This is a genomic window from Pseudomonas shirazica (assembly GCF_015168335.1).
Lineage (GTDB): Bacteria > Pseudomonadota > Gammaproteobacteria > Pseudomonadales > Pseudomonadaceae > Aquipseudomonas > Aquipseudomonas asiatica.
In genome coordinates this window covers 2,071,844-2,088,988 of the sequence record NZ_CP063456.1, presented here as the reverse complement: position 1 = coordinate 2,088,988, position 17,145 = coordinate 2,071,844, and the positions used below count along the sequence as shown (strand labels likewise).

15 protein-coding genes are annotated in these 17,145 nt (G+C 63.8%); 8 read left to right on the top strand and 7 right to left on the bottom strand.

Annotated features, from left to right (window positions below; all coding sequences use genetic code 11):
• Entirely contained in the window at window positions 1–1,704 is a 1,704-nt protein-coding gene (locus IMX18_RS09600) for a glutamine--tRNA ligase/YqeY domain fusion protein (RefSeq protein ID WP_013972908.1), read from the bottom strand.
• A 247-nt stretch (window positions 1,705–1,951) separates the two neighbouring features.
• Here IMX18_RS09600 and IMX18_RS09595 point away from each other — a divergent pair, with 247 nt between their 5' ends.
• Window positions 1,952–2,452 (top strand): peptidylprolyl isomerase, encoded by a 501-nt coding sequence (locus tag IMX18_RS09595; protein WP_003259195.1) that lies wholly within the window; start codon window positions 1,952–1,954, stop codon window positions 2,450–2,452.
• The gene (locus IMX18_RS09590; RefSeq protein WP_217190124.1) at window positions 2,449–3,171 is read left to right on the top strand and encodes a UDP-2,3-diacylglucosamine diphosphatase; all 723 of its coding nucleotides are present in this window, start codon (window positions 2,449–2,451) and stop codon (window positions 3,169–3,171) included. Before IMX18_RS09595 ends, IMX18_RS09590 begins: the two co-directional genes overlap by 4 nt.
• 113 nt (window positions 3,172–3,284) lie before the next feature.
• On the opposite strand, the gene pvdQ is transcribed toward IMX18_RS09590, so the two are convergent.
• A complete protein-coding gene (gene pvdQ / locus IMX18_RS09585; protein ID WP_217190125.1) occupies window positions 3,285–5,597 on the bottom strand; it encodes a bifunctional acylase PvdQ in 2,313 nt (770 codons plus the stop codon).
• Between the two features lie 194 nt (window positions 5,598–5,791).
• On the opposite strand from pvdQ, the gene IMX18_RS09580 reads away from it, so the two are divergent.
• Window positions 5,792–6,166 (top strand): fe2+ zn2+ uptake regulation protein, encoded by a 375-nt coding sequence (locus IMX18_RS09580; RefSeq protein WP_023661040.1) that lies wholly within the window; start codon window positions 5,792–5,794, stop codon window positions 6,164–6,166.
• Between the two features lie 36 nt (window positions 6,167–6,202).
• Here IMX18_RS09580 and IMX18_RS09575 read toward each other — a convergent pair whose 3' ends face one another.
• Entirely contained in the window at window positions 6,203–6,391 is a 189-nt protein-coding gene (locus IMX18_RS09575) for a hypothetical protein (RefSeq protein WP_003248064.1), read from the bottom strand.
• A 151-nt stretch (window positions 6,392–6,542) separates the two neighbouring features.
• Between IMX18_RS09575 and IMX18_RS09570 the strand changes: the two genes are divergently transcribed.
• From IMX18_RS09570 to IMX18_RS09555, 4 genes are all read left to right on the top strand, one after another.
• A complete protein-coding gene (locus IMX18_RS09570; protein WP_015270634.1) occupies window positions 6,543–7,001 on the top strand; it encodes a hypothetical protein in 459 nt (152 codons plus the stop codon).
• 251 nt (window positions 7,002–7,252) lie between these two features.
• Window positions 7,253–7,633: a Mor transcription activator family protein gene (locus IMX18_RS09565; protein WP_015270635.1), complete on the top strand. Its 381-nt coding sequence runs from the start codon at window positions 7,253–7,255 to the stop codon at window positions 7,631–7,633.
• Window positions 7,634–7,698: 65 nt separating this feature from the next.
• Entirely contained in the window at window positions 7,699–8,358 is a 660-nt protein-coding gene (locus IMX18_RS09560) for a DUF2589 domain-containing protein (RefSeq protein WP_015270636.1), read from the top strand.
• Window positions 8,359–8,433: 75 nt separating this feature from the next.
• Window positions 8,434–8,988, top strand: a complete 555-nt coding sequence (locus IMX18_RS09555) for a DUF2589 domain-containing protein (RefSeq protein WP_054573526.1) — start codon at window positions 8,434–8,436, stop codon at window positions 8,986–8,988.
• Between the two features lie 18 nt (window positions 8,989–9,006).
• On the opposite strand, the gene IMX18_RS09550 is transcribed toward IMX18_RS09555, so the two are convergent.
• From IMX18_RS09550 to IMX18_RS09540, 3 genes are read right to left on the bottom strand one after another with little or no spacing between them, the layout of a single operon-like run.
• Window positions 9,007–12,681 carry a translocation/assembly module TamB domain-containing protein gene (locus tag IMX18_RS09550; RefSeq protein ID WP_054573527.1) on the bottom strand — a complete coding sequence of 1,225 codons (3,675 nt, stop codon included), beginning with the start codon at window positions 12,679–12,681 and terminating at the stop codon, window positions 9,007–9,009.
• Complete coding sequence (locus IMX18_RS09545; protein WP_217190126.1) at window positions 12,678–14,420, bottom strand: autotransporter assembly complex protein TamA; 1,743 nt, start codon at window positions 14,418–14,420, stop codon at window positions 12,678–12,680. Before IMX18_RS09545 ends, IMX18_RS09550 begins: the two co-directional genes overlap by 4 nt.
• A 52-nt stretch (window positions 14,421–14,472) precedes the next feature.
• Entirely contained in the window at window positions 14,473–15,123 is a 651-nt protein-coding gene (locus IMX18_RS09540) for a GNAT family N-acetyltransferase (RefSeq protein WP_013972919.1), read from the bottom strand.
• Between the two features lie 133 nt (window positions 15,124–15,256).
• On the opposite strand from IMX18_RS09540, the gene xthA reads away from it, so the two are divergent.
• Window positions 15,257–16,069 (top strand): exodeoxyribonuclease III, encoded by an 813-nt coding sequence (gene xthA, locus IMX18_RS09535; protein ID WP_013972920.1) that lies wholly within the window; start codon window positions 15,257–15,259, stop codon window positions 16,067–16,069.
• Window positions 16,070–16,168: 99 nt separating this feature from the next.
• Here the strand turns inward: xthA and IMX18_RS09530 are convergent, their stop codons facing one another.
• Window positions 16,169–16,852: a TetR/AcrR family transcriptional regulator gene (locus tag IMX18_RS09530; protein WP_015270640.1), complete on the bottom strand. Its 684-nt coding sequence runs from the start codon at window positions 16,850–16,852 to the stop codon at window positions 16,169–16,171.
• Window positions 16,853–17,145: the final 293 nt, after the last annotated feature.

The window sequence follows — 17,145 nt, the reverse complement described above, 5'->3', positions numbered from 1 at the left end:
TCAGCTGCCCCAGGAGTCACGCAGGGTGACAGTGCGGTTGAACACCGGGCGGCCCGGCTGGCTGTCCTTCAGGTCGGCGCAGAAGTAGCCTTCGCGTTCAAACTGGAAACGGTCCTCGGGCTGCGCCTGGGCCAGCGACGGCTCGGCGCGGCAGCCGCTGAGCACCTGCAGCGAGCCTGGGTTGATGTTGTCCAGGAAGCTGCCGCCCTCCTCGGTCTTTTCCGGGTTCGGCGAGCGGAACAGGCGGTCGTACAGGCGCACTTCGCACTCGACGCTGCCCTCGGCCGGTACCCAGTGGATCACGCCCTTGACCTTGCGGCCTTCCGGGTTCTTGCCCAGGGTGTCCGGGTCGTACGAGCAGCGCAGCTCGACGATGTTGCCGTCGGCATCCTTAATCGCCTCGTCGGCGCGGATCACGTAGCTGCCGCGCAGGCGCACTTCACCGGCCGGTTCCAGGCGCTTGTAGCCCTTCGGCGGCTCTTCCATGAAGTCGTCACGGTCGATGTACAGCTCGCGGGAGAACGGCAGCACGCGCACGCCCATGTCTTCCTTCGGGTGGCGCGGCAGTTCGAGCTGCTCGACCTGGCCTTCCGGATAGTTGGTGATGACCACCTTCAGCGGGCGCAGCACGCACATGGCGCGCGGTGCGGTGCGGTCCAGGTCGTCACGGATGCTGAACTCGAGCATCGACATGTCGACCACGCCGTCGGAACGGTTGGTGCCGATCATTTCGCAGAAGTTGCGGATCGAAGCCGGGGTGTAGCCACGGCGACGGAAGCCGGACAGGGTCGACATGCGTGGGTCGTCCCAGCCTTCGACGTGCTTTTCGTCGACCAGTTGCTTGAGCTTGCGCTTGGACGTGATGGTGTAGTTCAGGTTCAGGCGGCTGAACTCGTACTGGCGCGGGTGCGCCGGCACCGGCAGGTTGTCGAGGAACCAGTCGTACAGCGGACGATGGCCTTCGAACTCCAGGGTGCAGATCGAATGGGTGATGCCCTCGATGGCGTCCGACTGGCCGTGGGTGAAGTCGTAGTTCGGGTAGATGCACCACTTGTCACCGGTCTGGTGGTGGTGGGCATGGCGAATACGGTACAGGATCGGGTCGCGCAGGTTCATGTTCGGCGAGGCCATGTCGATCTTGGCCCGCAGCACGCGCTCGCCATCCTTGAACTCGCCGGCCTTCATGCGCGCGAACAGGTCGAGGTTCTCGTCAACGCTGCGCTCGCGGAACGGGCTGTTCTTGCCCGGCTCCTTGAGGTTGCCACGGTATTCCTTGGCCTGCTCGGGGGTAAGGTCGCAGACGTAGGCCTTGCCACGCTTGATCAGCTCGACCGCCCAGTCGTGCAGCTGGTCAAAGTAGTCGGAGGCGTAGCGCACATCGCCGGCCCAGTCGAAGCCCAGCCACTTGACATCGCTCTGGATGGCGTCGATGTACTCCTGGTCTTCCTTGGCCGGGTTGGTATCGTCGAAACGCAGGTGGCAGACGCCCCCGAATTCCTTGGCCAGGCCGAAGTTGACGCAGATCGACTTGGCGTGACCGATGTGCAGGTAGCCATTGGGCTCCGGCGGGAAACGGGTGACGATGCTGCTGTGCTTGCCCGAGTCCAGGTCGGCCTGGATGATCGGCCGCAGGAAATTCGCAGGGACAGCGGGGGCGCCTTTGGCAGCGGCGTTGGGCGCGTTGTCGGCAGTGGGCTTGCTCATAGGATCCTTGAATGCACGTGTCCGGCCTGGGTAGGCCGATTGAATCAAAGGGCCTATCATAGCCGAAGCAGTCAAGCTGCTGACAGTCGGGCCCGGACAAACTGGCGTGATTTATCACGGCTTTTTGCCGCAGCCTGGCAAAATGGCCAGTGCGCGCCATGTGTCGCGATCGCCTGATCCTGCGTCAGGTGATGACCCGCGCCCTGCGCACCCTAATTCCGATTGCCTTGAAAGAGCGAGTTTCAGCATGTCCAAAGTCAAACTGAGCACCAACCACGGCGACATCGTCCTGCAACTGGACGCCGAGAAAGCGCCGCTGACTACCGAAAACTTCGTTCAGTACGTCAAGGACGGCCACTACAATGGCACCGTGTTCCACCGCGTGATCAAGGGCTTCATGATCCAGGGCGGCGGCTTCGAGCCTGGCATGAGCCAGAAGAAGACCCGCGCCAGCATCCAGAACGAAGCCGACAACGGCCTGAAGAACAAGAAGTACAGCATCGCCATGGCCCGTACCATGGAGCCGCACTCCGCCTCGGCGCAGTTCTTCATCAACTCGTCCGACAACGACTTCCTCAACCACAGCGGCAAGAACGTGCAGGGCTGGGGCTACGCGGTATTCGGCGAAGTGATCGAAGGCCGTGAAATCGTCGACGCCATCGAAAAGGTCGCCACCGGTTCCAAGGCTGGCCACCAGGACGTGCCGAAGGACGACGTGATCATCGAGAAAGCCGAGATCGTTGAGTGATCCTGCTGATCTCCGATCTGCACCTGCAAGAAGAACGCCCGGACATTACCCGGGCGTTTCTTGATCTGCTCGATGGCCGTGCCCGCCACGCCAAGGCGTTGTACATCCTTGGCGACTTTTTCGAAGCCTGGATCGGCGACGATGCCATGACGCCTTTCCAGCAGTCGGTCTGCCAGGCCATGCGTCGGCTGAGCGACAGCGGCACGGCCATCTATCTGATGCATGGCAACCGTGATTTCCTGATCGGCCAAGCCTTCTGCGACGCTGCGGGCTGCACGTTGCTGCACGACCCCAGCGTGATCGAGCTGGGTGGCGAGCAGGTGCTGCTGATGCATGGCGATACCTTGTGCACCCTCGACCTGGCCTACATGAAAATGCGCCGCTTGCTGCGCAACCCGCTGAGCCTGTGGGTGTTGCGGCATCTGCCGCTTTCGGCCCGCTACAAGCTGGCACGCAAGCTACGCAGCGAAAGCCGCTCGCAAACGCGGATGAAGTCCACCGAGATCGTCGATGTCACGCCAGAGGAAGTGCCGAAGGTAATGGCGGCGCATGGTGTACGTACCTTGGTGCATGGGCATACCCATCGGCCGGCGATACACAAGCTGGTGGTCGACGGGCAACCGGCACGGCGTATCGTGCTGGGCGACTGGGACCGCCGTGGCTGGGCCTTGCAGGTTGACGAGCAAGGGTTTCAGCTGGCGCCGTTCGAGTTTTCCTGACCGACCGAGGCACCTTCTTCGCGGGCATGCCCGCTCCCACAGGTACTGCACCAAGGCTGCAAGCGGTGCGGTACCTGTGGGAGCGGGCGAGCCCGCGATGAGGCCGGTATGCCCTACTGCTGGACCACCGCCCCCTTGTCCCCCTCACTGATCACCACTTCCCGGTACTCCGGGTCAGCCTTGATCTGCGCCTCGGTAAACGGAATCACCGCCAGTTGCCCGGCTGCAAACGCCTTGGTCTGATCACCGGCATGCACCGAAGCCGCTTCACTGGACTGGGAAAACGCCAGCAGCCCACGGGCCTCTGGCCCTTGGTCGGTAAAACTGACCAGTTGCAGGTAGCTGGTACCACTGACCACCAACCGCTTGCCCTGCCCATGCGGCACACTGTAGATCGCGTTGTACACGCCCAACGCCTGCGGGCCACCCGGCACCGGCGTACCATCGCCCGCCTGTTGCACCTGCCCCCAGCGCACCTCCCCTGCCATACCGCTGTCACGCACCTGCTCGAGCGACGCCAATGCGGCCTGATGCAACAGCTTGCGCACGGCCGCCTGCTCGACCGCCAACCCGCGCGGGGTGTGCTGCGGATCGGCAGGGTCAAAGGCCACCCGCCAGCTTTGCGGGTGCTCGGCCAGGGCGTCGAACAGGTTCTGGAAATGCACCAGGCCAATGCCGCTGTCCAGGTCAGCCTTGCCGTTCCAGGCCGCCAGGCTGCTGCATACCGCCCGCACATCCGCATCGGCGCCCTTGCACCACTGCAGCAGGTCAGGCAGTAGCAGGCTGGCCAGGTAGACCTCGTCATCGGTCACCATGCGCTGCAGGTCGTCAGCGCCCAGGCGGGCCGTACCCTGCAGGCGTTGCAGGGCAAAGCGGCCACGCATGCCCAGCGGCTGGTCACTGCGGCTGACCAGCGGCGAATAACCGGTCAGCGGCTGCGCCGGGTTGGCCATCCAGGCCGGGTCGTTGGAGTTCTGCACGAAATCCTCGCGCTCCAGGCTCGGCAGCAGCCGCGCAGGGAAGATCCCAGGCTGTGCGGCCTGCGCATCGACCTTCCACTGGCACGCGCTGCGTGAGCCATCCAGTACCACCAGGCGCCCCTGCGCCTGCGGGTTGCTGCACGCACTCAGCAGTTGCTGATCCACATAAGGCACCACTGACTGGTTCAGGTACAAGGCCTTGCCTGCCGGGTCTACCGCCAGCGTGTTGACCCAGGGAATACCCTGCAGCTGTTCGATCGAGCCTTTCAACGTAGCCAGGCTGTCGGCACGGTTGATCTGGTACCACTGCTGCAACACCCGGGTGTTCTCGAGGTTGGCGTCGCGCAGGCTGTAGGCAGCATGTGCATCCCAGTCCAGGCGCCCCGGCCATTGCACCACCGGGCCGAATTGCGAGCTGTAGACCTGGCGCTGCACCTGGCTCAGGCTGCCATCCTCGGCCTTTACCGCAACACTGACGGTTTGCCGGGCCAACGGCAGCGACTTGCCATCGAGCAGGTAGCGGGTCGGGTCCTTGGGGTCGAGTTGCAGGCGGTACAGGGTGAAGTGATTCGACGTATCGACGGTGTGCGTCCAGGCCAGATGCTGGTTGAAGCCGATGTTGACCACCGGCAGGCCCGGCAATGCCGCCCCCATGACATCGAGCTGGCCGGGAATGGTCAGTTGCATCTGGTAGAAACGCATGCCGCCCATCCACGGGAAGTGCGGGTTGGCCAGCAACAGACCGCGGCCATTGGCCGAACGCCGGGCCCCGACAGCCACCGCATTGCTACCGCGCTCCGTGGCAAAACGCTGTTGCCTGGCCAGCGCCGCGGCAAACCCTGCCGGCGCCGGCTGGCTGGCCTGCGTTGGCGGTTGCGCCCCGGCCAGCGCTTCGACGAACTGCCCGACACCGCCTTCGGCGAGCAGCCGACGGGTCAGCCTGACCAGGTCCTCGCTGCTGATCGGCCGCAGCCACTCGCCGGTGCCACATTCGGCGGGCAACCCCTGGCTGCGGCGCTCGGCCAGCGCCCGGTTGAACCCGCTGGCATAGCCTGCCAGCAGCGCCCGTACCGGCGCCGGCTGCGCCTGCAAGAACGCATCGACTGCCGCCGGAGTGTTGAGCCAGGTGAAGAATACGTCGCTGGCCAGGTTGTCACGCTGCTCAAGGGTCTTGCCCTTGGCACCGAAGTAGCGTGAGCGCTCGCCACTCACGGTCAGCACTTCATTGGCCAGCAGGCACAAGTTGTCCTGGGCGTAGGCGTAGCCGATGCCATAACCCAGGCCGCGCTCGTCCTTGGCCACGATGTGCGGCACACCGTAAGTGGTTCGGCGAATCTGCGCACTGGCATCGGCTGCGGCGGACTGCACCGGCACTGCGCCAACGCTGAAGGCTACCAGGGCGGCGGCCAGGCCAGCGCAAGTCATGGGACGGGAAAGTGGAAACACAGGCACTCCTCGGCTTCGGGGATCATCCCGATCAGACGAATGGCCAAATGAAAATTTTACGTATTACAAGGCAATGGAACGTCTTGAACAGAACCAGATTTTTTTTGCGAGTGGGCTGCAGTTTTTCCGTTCTCATTCGTCCTAGTAAGTGAGGCACCCAAATTTCGGGTTCGTCCACGAAAAGGAGCATTCACATGTACAACCCGCAACCCTCGATCCAGGCTGGGCGCGTCCCAGGCAAAGCGCCCAGGGAACAGGACGTTTTTGCTGACGAACGCATCGGCAACGAACAGATCCGCGAGCTGTTGCGCAGTTTCGGCCTGCGTACCAGCCTGATCCGCCTCAAGGTCATCGATGCCTTGCACGCCGCCGACCGCAATGGCCGCAGCATTGGCGTGCGCGGCGTGCACGCGCAGCTGGAACAGCTGGATATCCCGCTGTCGTTCCTCAGCGTGCGCGAAGTGCTCAAGCGGCTGTGCAGCGAGGGCGTCATCCAGCTGGGCAGCGACAAATGCTACAGCCTCGACCCCCAGGCGCGCGCCGTGCTGGAACGAACGCCTTTGCGCTGAGCGCATGGCCGGCCATACCTGGCCGGCCAGCCAAAGTCAGGGTTTGACCTTGCGCCGCAGGATGCCGTTGATCACCACGACCACCACGGCGATGGCGATGGCCAGCATCTGGAAGGTCTGCTCACTGATCGTGCCCTGCTTCTGCAGGTGGGACAGGCCCAGCATCAGGCCCAGTACCACCAGGATGATCAGAAGGGAGTATTTGAGGCGCTGCACGTGTGTCATCGAAGGTTCCTTGCAACATCAGGGGCAAATGGCTCGCAACGAGCCGCGGCAATGATACAACGGCCACCGGCCCCGGCGCTGCATTTCCTGCTGGGTGGGTCGGCGCCTGCCTGAAAGCATGGGGCTCCCAAGCACCCACGCCGGAGGCACCATGTACAAACCCCTTCTGTTCGCGTCGCTATTGCTGACCCCCTTTTCCCTTCATGCGCTGGACACCCGCCAGACCTCGGCCGAGCAACTGCTCGAACTGGGCCGCGAACTGGCTGCCCAAGCTGGCGCCAGCCAATGGCAACAACTGTGGCAGCGCGTGCGCCAGGCCGGTTACCTGCAGGCAAAAGGTGCGTCGGTGCATTTCACTGCCCCCCAGGCGCAACTGCCAGAGCTGGCCCGGCAAACCCTGGCCCAGGCCGACCGGGTACAAGCGCAACAGCAGACCCAGGCACTGTATCGCCGCCGCTTTGCCGACCAGGTCATCGGCCAGCGTGACGGGCAGCCGCTGCATGCCCTGTGCCTGCTGGTCGATTGGCGCACGCTGCCACAAGGCATGCGCGACTCCCCTCAGGCCTACCTGCGCAGCGCCAGCCTGTTGAGCAGCTATCCGTGTGATTGATGGTTATCACACCCTGCGCGCAACACAAGGAGTGAGCTGATGGGAAATCACCCGCTACAGCCAGATGTTGAAGCCATGTCCTACAACGCCGGATATCGCTGCCTGCAAAACCTGTTCGCGGAAGCTACAACCCCCAACCCATATGCCGCCTAGCGACATGCCTCGGCTGTCACAGAAAATCCAGTCACACCTTCGACATAACGCCGCTGGTGATCGGGTAGCACAGCCCATCCGTCCCGAAGGAGCGCCATATGCAAATGCCAGACTTGAGCCACATCGATATCAGCCAACTGCCCCACTCGCTGCAGGCCCTGATCGACTGCATCGGCATCGACAACGCCTACCAGCTGACCTGCGCCTACGGCGGCAGGCCCAAGTACATCCCCAAGCACCGCGAGCGCACCAAGCTTGCCGACGTGCTGCCGCCCGAAGCGCTCGACGCGCTGATCAAGCGCTTTGCCGGTGTCGCCCTGGAAATCCCCAAGGCTGACCATTTCATGCGCCAGTTGCGCAACCTGCAGATCCAGAAGGAAAGCGCCAGCGGCCTGTCACGCAGCCTGCTCGCTGACAAGTACGGCCTGAGCCTGCGCCAGATTGGCAACATCCGCCGGCAAGAACCTTGCGCGCGCTGAAGCCCCCGGCATCGTCACCACCATTGACGGCCACGTTTTGAACCCAACCAGAAGAGAACCCAGCAATGTCGATAGATAACAGCCTCATCGGTTCCGTAATCAATGCCTTGCCGATGGACCGCATGATCGCAGGCCCCCTGCAGGCCATGGTCCAGGCCCAGGTCACCGCCAGCAAATCCTACGCCGACTTCCTGATGCAGGTGTGCGTCCAGGACGGCAAGGCCGTGGCCATCCAGTTCGACTACGACGAAACCATCGTCGACGAACAAGGCGAGTACAAGGGCGTGGTCAGCAAGACCATGAAAGTGCCGCTGGTGGCAGCCATCACCCACCCGAACATCTCCATCGAAGAAGGCAACGTCGAGTTCGAGCTGGTCATCAACCAGATGTCGGAAGACGTTTCCAGCAAGGACATGAGCGCCGAGGCAAGCGGTTCGCTGGGTTGGGGGCCGTTCAGGCTCAACGTGAAAGGCAGCGTCAGCCACAAGTCCACGCAAACCCGCAAGACTGACACCCGCGCCCGCTACGCCTTCAACACGACCTTGAAGCGCCAGGACCCGCCTGAAGCGATGATGCGGGTGATCGACTTCCTGACCGACGCCGCGACAAAGCCGACCGTGGTCAAAACCGCCACACTGGAAAGCCAGGACTTGATTTCCCAGGCCGATACCTTGAAGAACCCTGCCGCCGACGGCGCTTCGGCCCTCGCCGCCGCCACCTCTTGAGACGCACCTCCCTGCCCCGAACAGCCCCCCTGACCAGCAACAGGGGGGCACCACCTGGCCTGAGGAGTCGAAGCATTGGATAAATCCCCCGCCCCCATGACTTCCATCGACCTGCGCGAAATCACCCGTGGCCTGCAGGAAGCCGCCAGTGCTACCAACAGCCTGATCGCGCAGCAGTACATCAACCTGTTCGACCAGTTCTTCGAATGCGACACCGAAGCGTTGGGCGCGCCCATGAAAGCCAAAATGGTCGAAGTGGCCATGGACGGCCAGCACATCATGCGCGTACCGCTGTTCGCGCTGGTGTCGCCAAAAGGCCTGGCCCTCGAGCGCATGCAGGTCGACCTTTCGGTAAGGGTCAAAGGCACCGAAGCACAGCAGGCACTGCTGACTGCAGGTGAAAACAAGGCGGCCAGCTTCAAGGTCACCATCGGCGGCCAAAGCCGTCAGGGCGACAGCCGTGACCCCGATGAAGTGCAGATCCGCATGCAGTTCCAGGCCAGCGAACCGCCGGAAGCCCTCAACCGGTTGATCGAGGAATACACCAGCCTGATCATCCCGGTACGCGCCCCCAGCCCGCCGCCATCGCCCGATACCAATGAGTTCATCGAAGCGGCTACTGTCCGTTGACGGCCGCCCTGCGCCAGCTCAGAAGTCGCGCTTGTAGAAGATGTCCAGTGAACTGGCCAGCCCGCTGGCAGCTTCGAGGTACACCTTCTTGCTCAGCTTGTAGCGCAATGCAATGGTGTTGGCGGGCTCGAACACCCCCACCCCGTAGCGCAGGCTCAGTTTCTCGGTGAGGTTGCCGCTGGCGACCACGCTGGTGGTATTGCCCGAACCTTCGGTGTCCAGCTGGAAGTCGTCGATGCCCAGGCTCGAGGCCAGGCTGCCGGTGATGCCGGCGCTACCCGCCAGGCCCAGGCCCAAGGCAGCCTCGGCGAGCATGTTGTTGTCTTCACCGGACGTGCCCAGCGGCCGCCCCAGTACCAGGTACGACAGCGCCTGCTCCTGGCTCATGGCCGGTTCCGAGAACACCTTGCTTGTGGGCTGCTCGGCACTGCCGCTCAGGCGGATACCGGCAATCACATCGTCGACCTTGCGGATCGCTTCAATGTCCAGGTATGGCTGGTCGATCGGGCCTGCGAACAACAACCGCGCACGGCGGATGGTCAGGCGCTGGCCGTAGGCGCGGTAGCGGCCATCGGCCAGGTTCAGCTCGCCACGGGTGTCGAGGTTGTCGCCGATGTGCACATGGCCGAGCAGGTTGGCCGTGAGACCAAAGCCGCTGAACGAAAGCTTGTCGCGGCCCACTTCGACATCGATGTCCATGGCCATCGCCATGGGCGGTTTGCCCTCTTCGGTCTGGTGGCCGACGATCACCGTGTCATCCGAGACCTTGACGGTGGACGGTGGCAGCTCGCGCACAGTGATCGCACCCTTGGGCACCTGTACCTTGCCGGTCACCGCCAGCTTGTCGTCGATCAGGCGCAAGGTCAGGTCTGGGGCGACCTCCAGCGTCGCATAGGGCTCGACCGTGACGGGCAGTTGCTGGCCCTGCAGACGCAGGTCCATGCCCAGTGCCTGGCCCCAGGTCAGGTTGCCATTGAGCTGGCCACGCCCCGCCTCGCCACTGCGCCAGCCGCCGTTGAGCTGTACCTGCTCGCCGGCAATCAACGCCTGCAATGACAGGTCCTCGAGGCTGACCGGCAGCTCGGCACCACTGACTTCGCCGCCACTGAGCATCAGGTTGCCGTTGACCTGCGGCGCCAGCAAGGTGCCCGACAACCTGCCACTGCCATTGAGCTGCCCGGCCAGACGCTCGACCATCGGCACGAACGGGCGCGCCACCGAAAGGTCGAGGCCTGCCAGCTGGAAATCACCCGACAGCGGTTTGTTGCTGCCCAGTGGATCCAGGCGGGTGTTGACGTTCAGCTCGCCCAGGCGCTCGCCGCGGAACGCCAGGCGGGTATCGATGCGCCTTGGCGCCAGCGTGCTGTCCAGGCGCAGGGCCTGGTACGGGAAGTCGACCCAGCGGTCCTTGTCGCGCACGCGCAGGGTACCGCCACTGGCGTCGACGACGATGTTGCCCTTGGGGCCGCTGGCCGGGATGTCCAGATTGATGTCGGCATTGAGCAGGCCCTGCCAGGCGAAGTCCTTCGGCAGCCACTGGGCCAGGCTGTCCAGCGGGAACTGCTTGAGGTGGTAGCGCAAGCGTGGCTCGGGGGCCAGACGCTGGTCGTCGCCGCACAAGCTGGCCTGGCCGGAGCGCCAGCAGTGCGCAGCAAAGTCCAGCTGGCCGCTGGCCAGCCGCTGCAGGCGCGCCGGTGCCTGCAGCCGCCAGTCCTGGCCGCCGGCCTGGATCCGCCCACTGGCCAGGCGCCCGCGCCAGTCACCCTTGTTCAACTGGCCATCCAGGCCGAGGTCGAGTTTGAGCTGCGGGCCGTCCAGCGCCAGGGTCAAGGCTTGCTGGCGAATGTCGCCTTTGCCGTTGGCCTGCAAGGTGCCCAATGCCGTGTCACCCAGGTGAATGCCGCTGGCCTTCAGTTCGATCACGCCACGCTGGGCGTTGTCCAGGCGGGCGTCCAAGTCCAGCTGCTGCACGCGGTTTTCCGCCTGGGCCAGCCGCTGGCCCTGCAGGGCCAGCGTACCTTGCGGGGCCTGCAAGGTGCCGGCGACGTCAAGCCGGCCCTTGACCTGGCCCTGCAACCTTGGCCACAACTGGCCCAGGCGCGGCAGGTCGAGGTCGAGCCGCCCGGCCAGGCGTTGCTGCAGGCTGCCACTGCCATTGATGCGGTTATCCCCCAGCTGGACTGCCAGGGTACCCAAGGTCCAGCTCTGCCCTGCCCCCTGGGCCTCGACCTTGAGCACTGCCGGCTGGCCGCGCAGGCGGCCTTTCAGGTCTAGCTGGGCATCGAGGCTCAAGGCGTCGCCTTTCATCTCGCCTTTGCTGCGCAGCGGCCCCGCCAGGGTACCCGGCAGCTCGGCCAGCCAATAGGCTGGGTCGAGCGCCGACAACTGCAGGTCGACATCCCATGCCAAGGTGTCGGCAAAGCGCACGGCGACACTGCCGGCAGCCTTGCCTTGCCCGGCGGTCAGCGCCAACTGCGGCAGCTTCACCTGGCTCAGGTCACCTTCGAAGGGGCTGGCCAGGCTGAACGCGCCAGCCGGGCCATCCAGGTCGCCATTGAAGGTGCCCTGGTAGTTGCCATCGCGATAATGCACCTGGGCCATGAGCCGCTTGAGGGTGACCTCAGGGGGCGTCTCCAGCGGATACAGGCGCAGCCACGGAAAGTCCTGCCAGTCCAACTGGGCGTCGGCGACCAGGCCTTGCTGCCAGTCAGCCGTGGCTTGCATCTTGACCCGCTGGGTATCGCTGGCGCTCAGGTCCAGGGCATCAAGCCTGGCGCCTTTGCTGTCGACCAGCCCGGACAACAGCAAGGCGATCGGCGACTGCTCGGCTGGCAGGCTGGCCGACCCCGACAGTTGATAGCCCTTGAGCAGGTCGCCGCGGGCGTCGAGCTTGAGCTGGTTGAACTGCACGGTGTCGGGCAACGAGGCGGCCGGCTTGAATGCCTCGGAGCGGATCTGCAAAGTCGCCGGCAGGTGCTCGGCCAACGCCTGCAATTGCCCGTTCAGCGTGGCGTCGAGGTAACCGCTGCTGGTGCCGGCGAGTTTCAGGGTTTTCTGCAACTCGCCGGTGGCAGTCAGCGCCAACTGCCAGGGTTTGCCGTCTACCGTTGGCAGTTGCAGCTGCGCCTGGAGTTGTACCGGCCAGTCAGCTTCGGGCTGCAGATTGCCTTGCAGGTTCAATTGCAGGTCGTCACGCTTCAGCTGCAGGCTGTCGACGCGCAGCCCGGCATTGGTCCAGTGCGCCGCCAGTTGCAAGTCGCCAAGCAGGTCATTGCCATCCAGCCGCAACTGGCCAACCTTGACCTCACCCAGTTCGATGGCCAGCGGCAAGCGCAGGGCCGGCAACTGCAGCGGGCCACTGTCGGCCGATTCGGCGCTGGGCGCAAAGGCCATGTCGATACGTTGCGCCTGCAACTGGTCAATGCACAAGGTAGAGCGCAGCAGGCATGCCGGCGACCAGGCCAGCAGCGGTGCCTGCAAATCTACCGTGCTGCCGGCATCGGCCCAGATAAGCCGGCTGGCTTGCCAGCTACCGGCCAGGCGGCCCTGGAAATCAGCCACCTCAAGCCCGGGCACCTTGCCCAGCACCCAGCGGCTGCCGGCTTCGGTCCCCAGCAACAGGCCGAGTACCAGGCCCAGGCTTGCGGTTACCCCCAGCAGGCCCGCCAGAATGTACTTGATCACGCGTTTCACAGCTCAGGCCCCATGGAAAAGTGCAGGCGAATTCCCCCTTCATCATCCAGCGCCTTGGCCAGGTCCAGGCGCAGCGGCCCGACCGGCGACACCCAGCGCACGCCAAAACCGACACCGGTCTTGAGGCTTGGCAGTTCCAGGTCGTTGAACGAGTTGCCCTGGTCGACGAAGGTTGCCAGCCGCCACTTCTCGGTCAGTGAATACTGGTACTCGACGCTGCCGGCGACCAGGTAGCGCCCACCAATGCGGTCGCCGTCGCTGTTCTTCGGCGACAAGGTCTGGTAGTCATAGCCACGCACGCTCTGGTCGCCACCGGCGAAGAAGCGCAGCGACGGCGGGATGTTGTTCTTGAAGCCATTGGTCGCGCTGCCACCGAACTGCACCCGGCCGAGCAAGCGATGGTCATGGCCAAGCGTGGTCAGGCCCTTGAGCAGCACGTTGCCATGCAGCAGGTTGGTGTCCGAGACCAGCCCTTCCTTGGCTACCTGTACATCGAACTGCAGGCGGTAGCCGTTATGCGGGTCGATGCGGTTGTCACTGCGCAGGAAGGAGTAACTCACCCCCGGCATCAACAGGTTGCTCAGCCCGGAGTCATCACCCAGACGGTACTCCTCGCGCTGGTACTTGAGGGAAATCACCCGCTGCCAGCCGCTTGGCAGCTTGCTGTGCCACTCGGGGCCCACCGTCAGCAGTTTGCTGAGGGTGTCGGTGCCGGCAATCTCTTCGTTCTGGTAGCCGCCGGCAAAGCGCAACTTGTCGGTCAGCGGCGGGTCGAGGGGGATGTCGTACCAAAGGCCGACGTTCTGCCGGGGTGCCGACAGTTCGGTTTCCCAGCCGTAGCTATGGCCTTGCGGGTTGACCCAGTGGCGGGTCCAGTTGGCCTTGCCGCGGGGCCCGACGTCGGTCGAGAAGCCCAGGCCCAGGCCCAAGGTGCGCGGTTTGCGGGTTTGCAGGCGGACATCCACGGGGATTTCTTCGCCCACGGCGGCGGTGGGCGCCGCATCCACGCGCACGCCTTCGAAGTAGCCGCTCGATTGCAGGTCATTGTTCAGCTCGGCGATCAGTTCCGAGTCGTAAGGTGTACCCGGCTTGAACGAGACCATACGCTGCAGCAGGTCGTCGTCCAGCGGTGTGTCGCCACCGAAGGTGACCGCGCCCAGGTGATAGCGCGGGCCGCTCTGGTAGACCAGTTCGATATCGGCCACACCGGCCTGGGGGTCTACCGCCAGGCGCTGGCGGCTGAAGCACCCACTGAAGAAGCCGTAGCGCGATGCCTGGTTCTGGATCAGCCGCTTGGCATCTTCGTAATGGCCGTGGTTGAGTTGTTCACCCGTGCGCAGGGCCTTGCTGTCGGGCACGCGGAAAGCCTTCATCTCACTGGCGGGGCCTTCGATGCGTATGGTCACGTTGCGCAGGCGAATCGGCTCGCCAGGGTCGATGGTGATGATCAGTTGCGGGGAACGGTCAGCCTCGCTGGCGGGCTTGACCTCTGTGTCGATCTGCGCCTGGTAGTAGCCAAGTGCCTGCGCGGCTTTGCGCGCCTGCTCCTGGGCGCCGCGACTGAAGCGCAGCAGCGCTTCTTCATCGCGGTCGCCAAGGTTACCGATATAGCCTTCGACATTGGCCTTGAGCGCCTTGTTGGCCGGTTTGACCTTCACCAGCAACTCACTCTGGCCCCATGCTGCGAAACTGGCGACCCAGATAACCAGGCCCCAGGTCAATCTTCCTGAATACGTCATGCGGCGCATGCTACCAGAGCCGGGCGCTCAAGGGAGCCGTCGCGCGGTTCGCTCAGGCAAAAGCAGAATTGGAAGAGACCGGGTTGGGATGGAAGAACACCCTCTCACGGATTGGTCCTACAGCCACCTCGCCAATTTCCTCATAGCCCTGGCGCTGGTAAAAGGCCAGGTAGTGCTCGTTGCCGGTGTCCAGCACCACTCCCTGCGTACCAGGGTCGTCTGCACACCAGTCATGCACAGCTTGTAACAATTGCTCGCCGTAGTGCTTGCCCTGGAACTGCGGGTGCACGCCCAGCAGCGGCAGCACATGCACCTCGTCGGTGGGCAGGCAGGTGGCCAGGGCGGCCTGGTAGTCCATGTAGCGGCGCGTACAGCGCAGGCCGGTGCCCATTATCATGCGCAGGCGCCAGGCCCAGCTGTCGGCTACGCCCAGCCGGCGCATCGGCGGCACGATCAGGGCCATGGCGATCAGGCGGTCTTCCACCAGCAGGCCGATGGCGGGCAGTTGCAGGTAGAAGTGCTGGCGTACCCACTCGCGCACCATCACCCGCAGACGCCGCTCGTAGCCTGGGCGCTGGGCCTCGAAGATATAGGCGAAGGTAGGTTCGTGACGGTAGGCGTTATACAGAAGCGAACGCGCCTCACGACTGTAGCCGTCATCGAGCAGGCAGACACGGGCCGGAGCGGCAGTGGTTTCGGGCATTGCGGGCAGTCCTCCTGGAATGGGCTCATGGGTGCCTTGGAAAGGACGTTAGCAGCAGGCTGCCGAAGCCGCCATGCTGGTGATGGCAAGCGATGTCGGCTAGCATCGCGCCTTTTACCGGGATCATCTTTCCATGAAGATCGTCTGTTTCAACATCAACGGCCTGCGGGCCCGCCCGCACCAGCTGGCGGCGCTGATCGAAAAGCACCAGCCGGACGTGATCGGCCTGCAGGAAACCAAGGTCAGCGACGATCAGTTCCCGCTGGCCGACGTGCAGGCGCTGGGCTACCACGTGCATTACCACGGCCAGAAAGGCCACTATGGCGTGGCCCTGCTGTCCCGCCAGGCACCGCTGAGCCTTCACAAGGGTTTTGCCAGCGATGAGGAAGACGCTCAGCGCCGCTTCATCTGGGGCACCTTCGCCGATGCCGATGGCAACCCGATCACCATCATGAACGGCTATTTCCCTCAGGGTGAAAGCCGCGACCACCCCACCAAGTTCCCGGCCAAGCAGCGCTTCTACAGCGACCTGCAGGCGCTGCTGGAGGGCCAGTTCCGCAACGACCAGCCACTGCTGGTGATGGGCGACATGAATATCTCGCCGCAGGACTGCGACATCGGCATCGGCCCGGACAATGCCAAGCGCTGGCTCAAGACTGGCAAGTGCAGTTTCCTGCCGGAAGAGCGCGAGTGGATGGAGCGCTTGAAGGGCTGGGGCCTGGTGGACAGTTTCCGCCACCTTTACCCGGAAGTGGCCGACCGCTTCAGCTGGTTCGACTACCGCAGCCGCGGTTTCGAGGACGAGCCCAAACGCGGCCTGCGCATCGACCTGATCATGGCCTCCCAGCACCTGGTGCCGCGGATCAAGGATGCAGGTGTGGACTACGAACTGCGCGGGATGGAAAAGCCGTCGGACCATGCGCCGATCTGGCTGGAATTGAGCTGATCGCCGGGGGCTGCTACGCAGTCCATCGCCGGCAAGCCAGTTCTTGCACCCGTGGGCTGGCTTGCCGGCAAAGGAGCCGGCCCAGCCACTGGAGAATTTTCAGGGGCGGTGCTCGGTCTGGATATACCGCAACACAGCATCACAGATCATGGCCTTGTGACGCAGCTTGACCTGCTCATCGGACAGGTCGATCTGGAAGATCTCGCCAAAGGTGTGGCGGTTCGAAACCCGGTAGAAGCAGAACGAGCTCATCAGCATGTGCAGGTCGATGACCTCGATGCCGGTGCGGAACACACCTTCCTGCACCCCACGGCGCAAGGTATTGCCCAGAGCCTCGAGCACCAGGCTGCTCATTTCGCGAATCGCCGGCGACTGCTTGACGTACTCGCCATAGTGGATGTTTTCGGTGCAGATGATCCGCACGAAATCGACGTTGCGGTCGTGGTGATCGAAGGTGAACTCCACCAGCCGGCGGATCGCCTGCTCGGCCGGCAGCGACTCAAGGTCCAGGCTTTGTTCGGTCTTGCGGATGTCGCCGTACAGCTTGATCAGGCACTCGCAGTACAGCTGCTCCTTGCTGCCGAAGTAGTAGTAGATCATGCGCTTGGAGGTGGCGGTGCGCTCGGCGATGGCGTCGACGCGGGCACCAGCCAGCCCTTGCTGGACGAACTCGTTGATGGCGGCCTGGAGGATGTCCTCGCGGGTTTTCTCGGGGTTGTTCTTGCGCGTCTTGCGCCCCCCTTCGGTTTCAGGCTGGCCGAGGCTGACTACGGAATCACTCATACCCACTCACAGGCTGTTTATTGGAATGAGGGGGATTATCCGCGAGCGCGGCCATGCAGGGAAGCGCGCTGTTGGTCGGGTAGCCACCACCCCACGGCTGCTGCCTACCCGCAAACGCTGCCTGCACTGGCCAAGGGCCACGCTGGTCGCAGAGCAGGCACCTCGGAGTGCGAAGGCCCTGCACGCTCTCGTCATCGAATGGCCTGCCGGGAGCCTGGCAAGTGAATGTGAAATGGACCAGACGTCACAAAACAAAAGGATATAAAAATAACAAAACAATCTAACAAAAAGAG

Bases quoted from the DNA above. Each gene is read 5' to 3' on its own strand.
- IMX18_RS09580 (WP_023661040.1), top strand. From the start codon at position 5,792: ATGTACAACCCGCAACCCTCGATCCAGGCTGGGCGCGTCCCAGGCAAA.
- IMX18_RS09530 (WP_015270640.1), bottom strand. From the start codon at position 16,852: ATGAGTGATTCCGTAGTCAGCCTCGGCCAGCCTGAAACCGAAGGGGGG.
- IMX18_RS09540 (WP_013972919.1), bottom strand. From the start codon at position 15,123: ATGCCCGAAACCACTGCCGCTCCGGCCCGTGTCTGCCTGCTCGATGAC.
- IMX18_RS09565 (WP_015270635.1), top strand. From the start codon at position 7,253: ATGCAAATGCCAGACTTGAGCCACATCGATATCAGCCAACTGCCCCAC.
- IMX18_RS09600 (WP_013972908.1), bottom strand. From the start codon at position 1,704: ATGAGCAAGCCCACTGCCGACAACGCGCCCAACGCCGCTGCCAAAGGC.
- IMX18_RS09545 (WP_217190126.1), bottom strand. From the start codon at position 14,420: ATGACGTATTCAGGAAGATTGACCTGGGGCCTGGTTATCTGGGTCGCC.
- IMX18_RS09560 (WP_015270636.1), top strand. From the start codon at position 7,699: ATGTCGATAGATAACAGCCTCATCGGTTCCGTAATCAATGCCTTGCCG.
- IMX18_RS09595 (WP_003259195.1), top strand. From the start codon at position 1,952: ATGTCCAAAGTCAAACTGAGCACCAACCACGGCGACATCGTCCTGCAA.
- IMX18_RS09575 (WP_003248064.1), bottom strand. From the start codon at position 6,391: ATGACACACGTGCAGCGCCTCAAATACTCCCTTCTGATCATCCTGGTG.
- xthA (WP_013972920.1), top strand. From the start codon at position 15,257: ATGAAGATCGTCTGTTTCAACATCAACGGCCTGCGGGCCCGCCCGCAC.
- IMX18_RS09570 (WP_015270634.1), top strand. From the start codon at position 6,543: ATGTACAAACCCCTTCTGTTCGCGTCGCTATTGCTGACCCCCTTTTCC.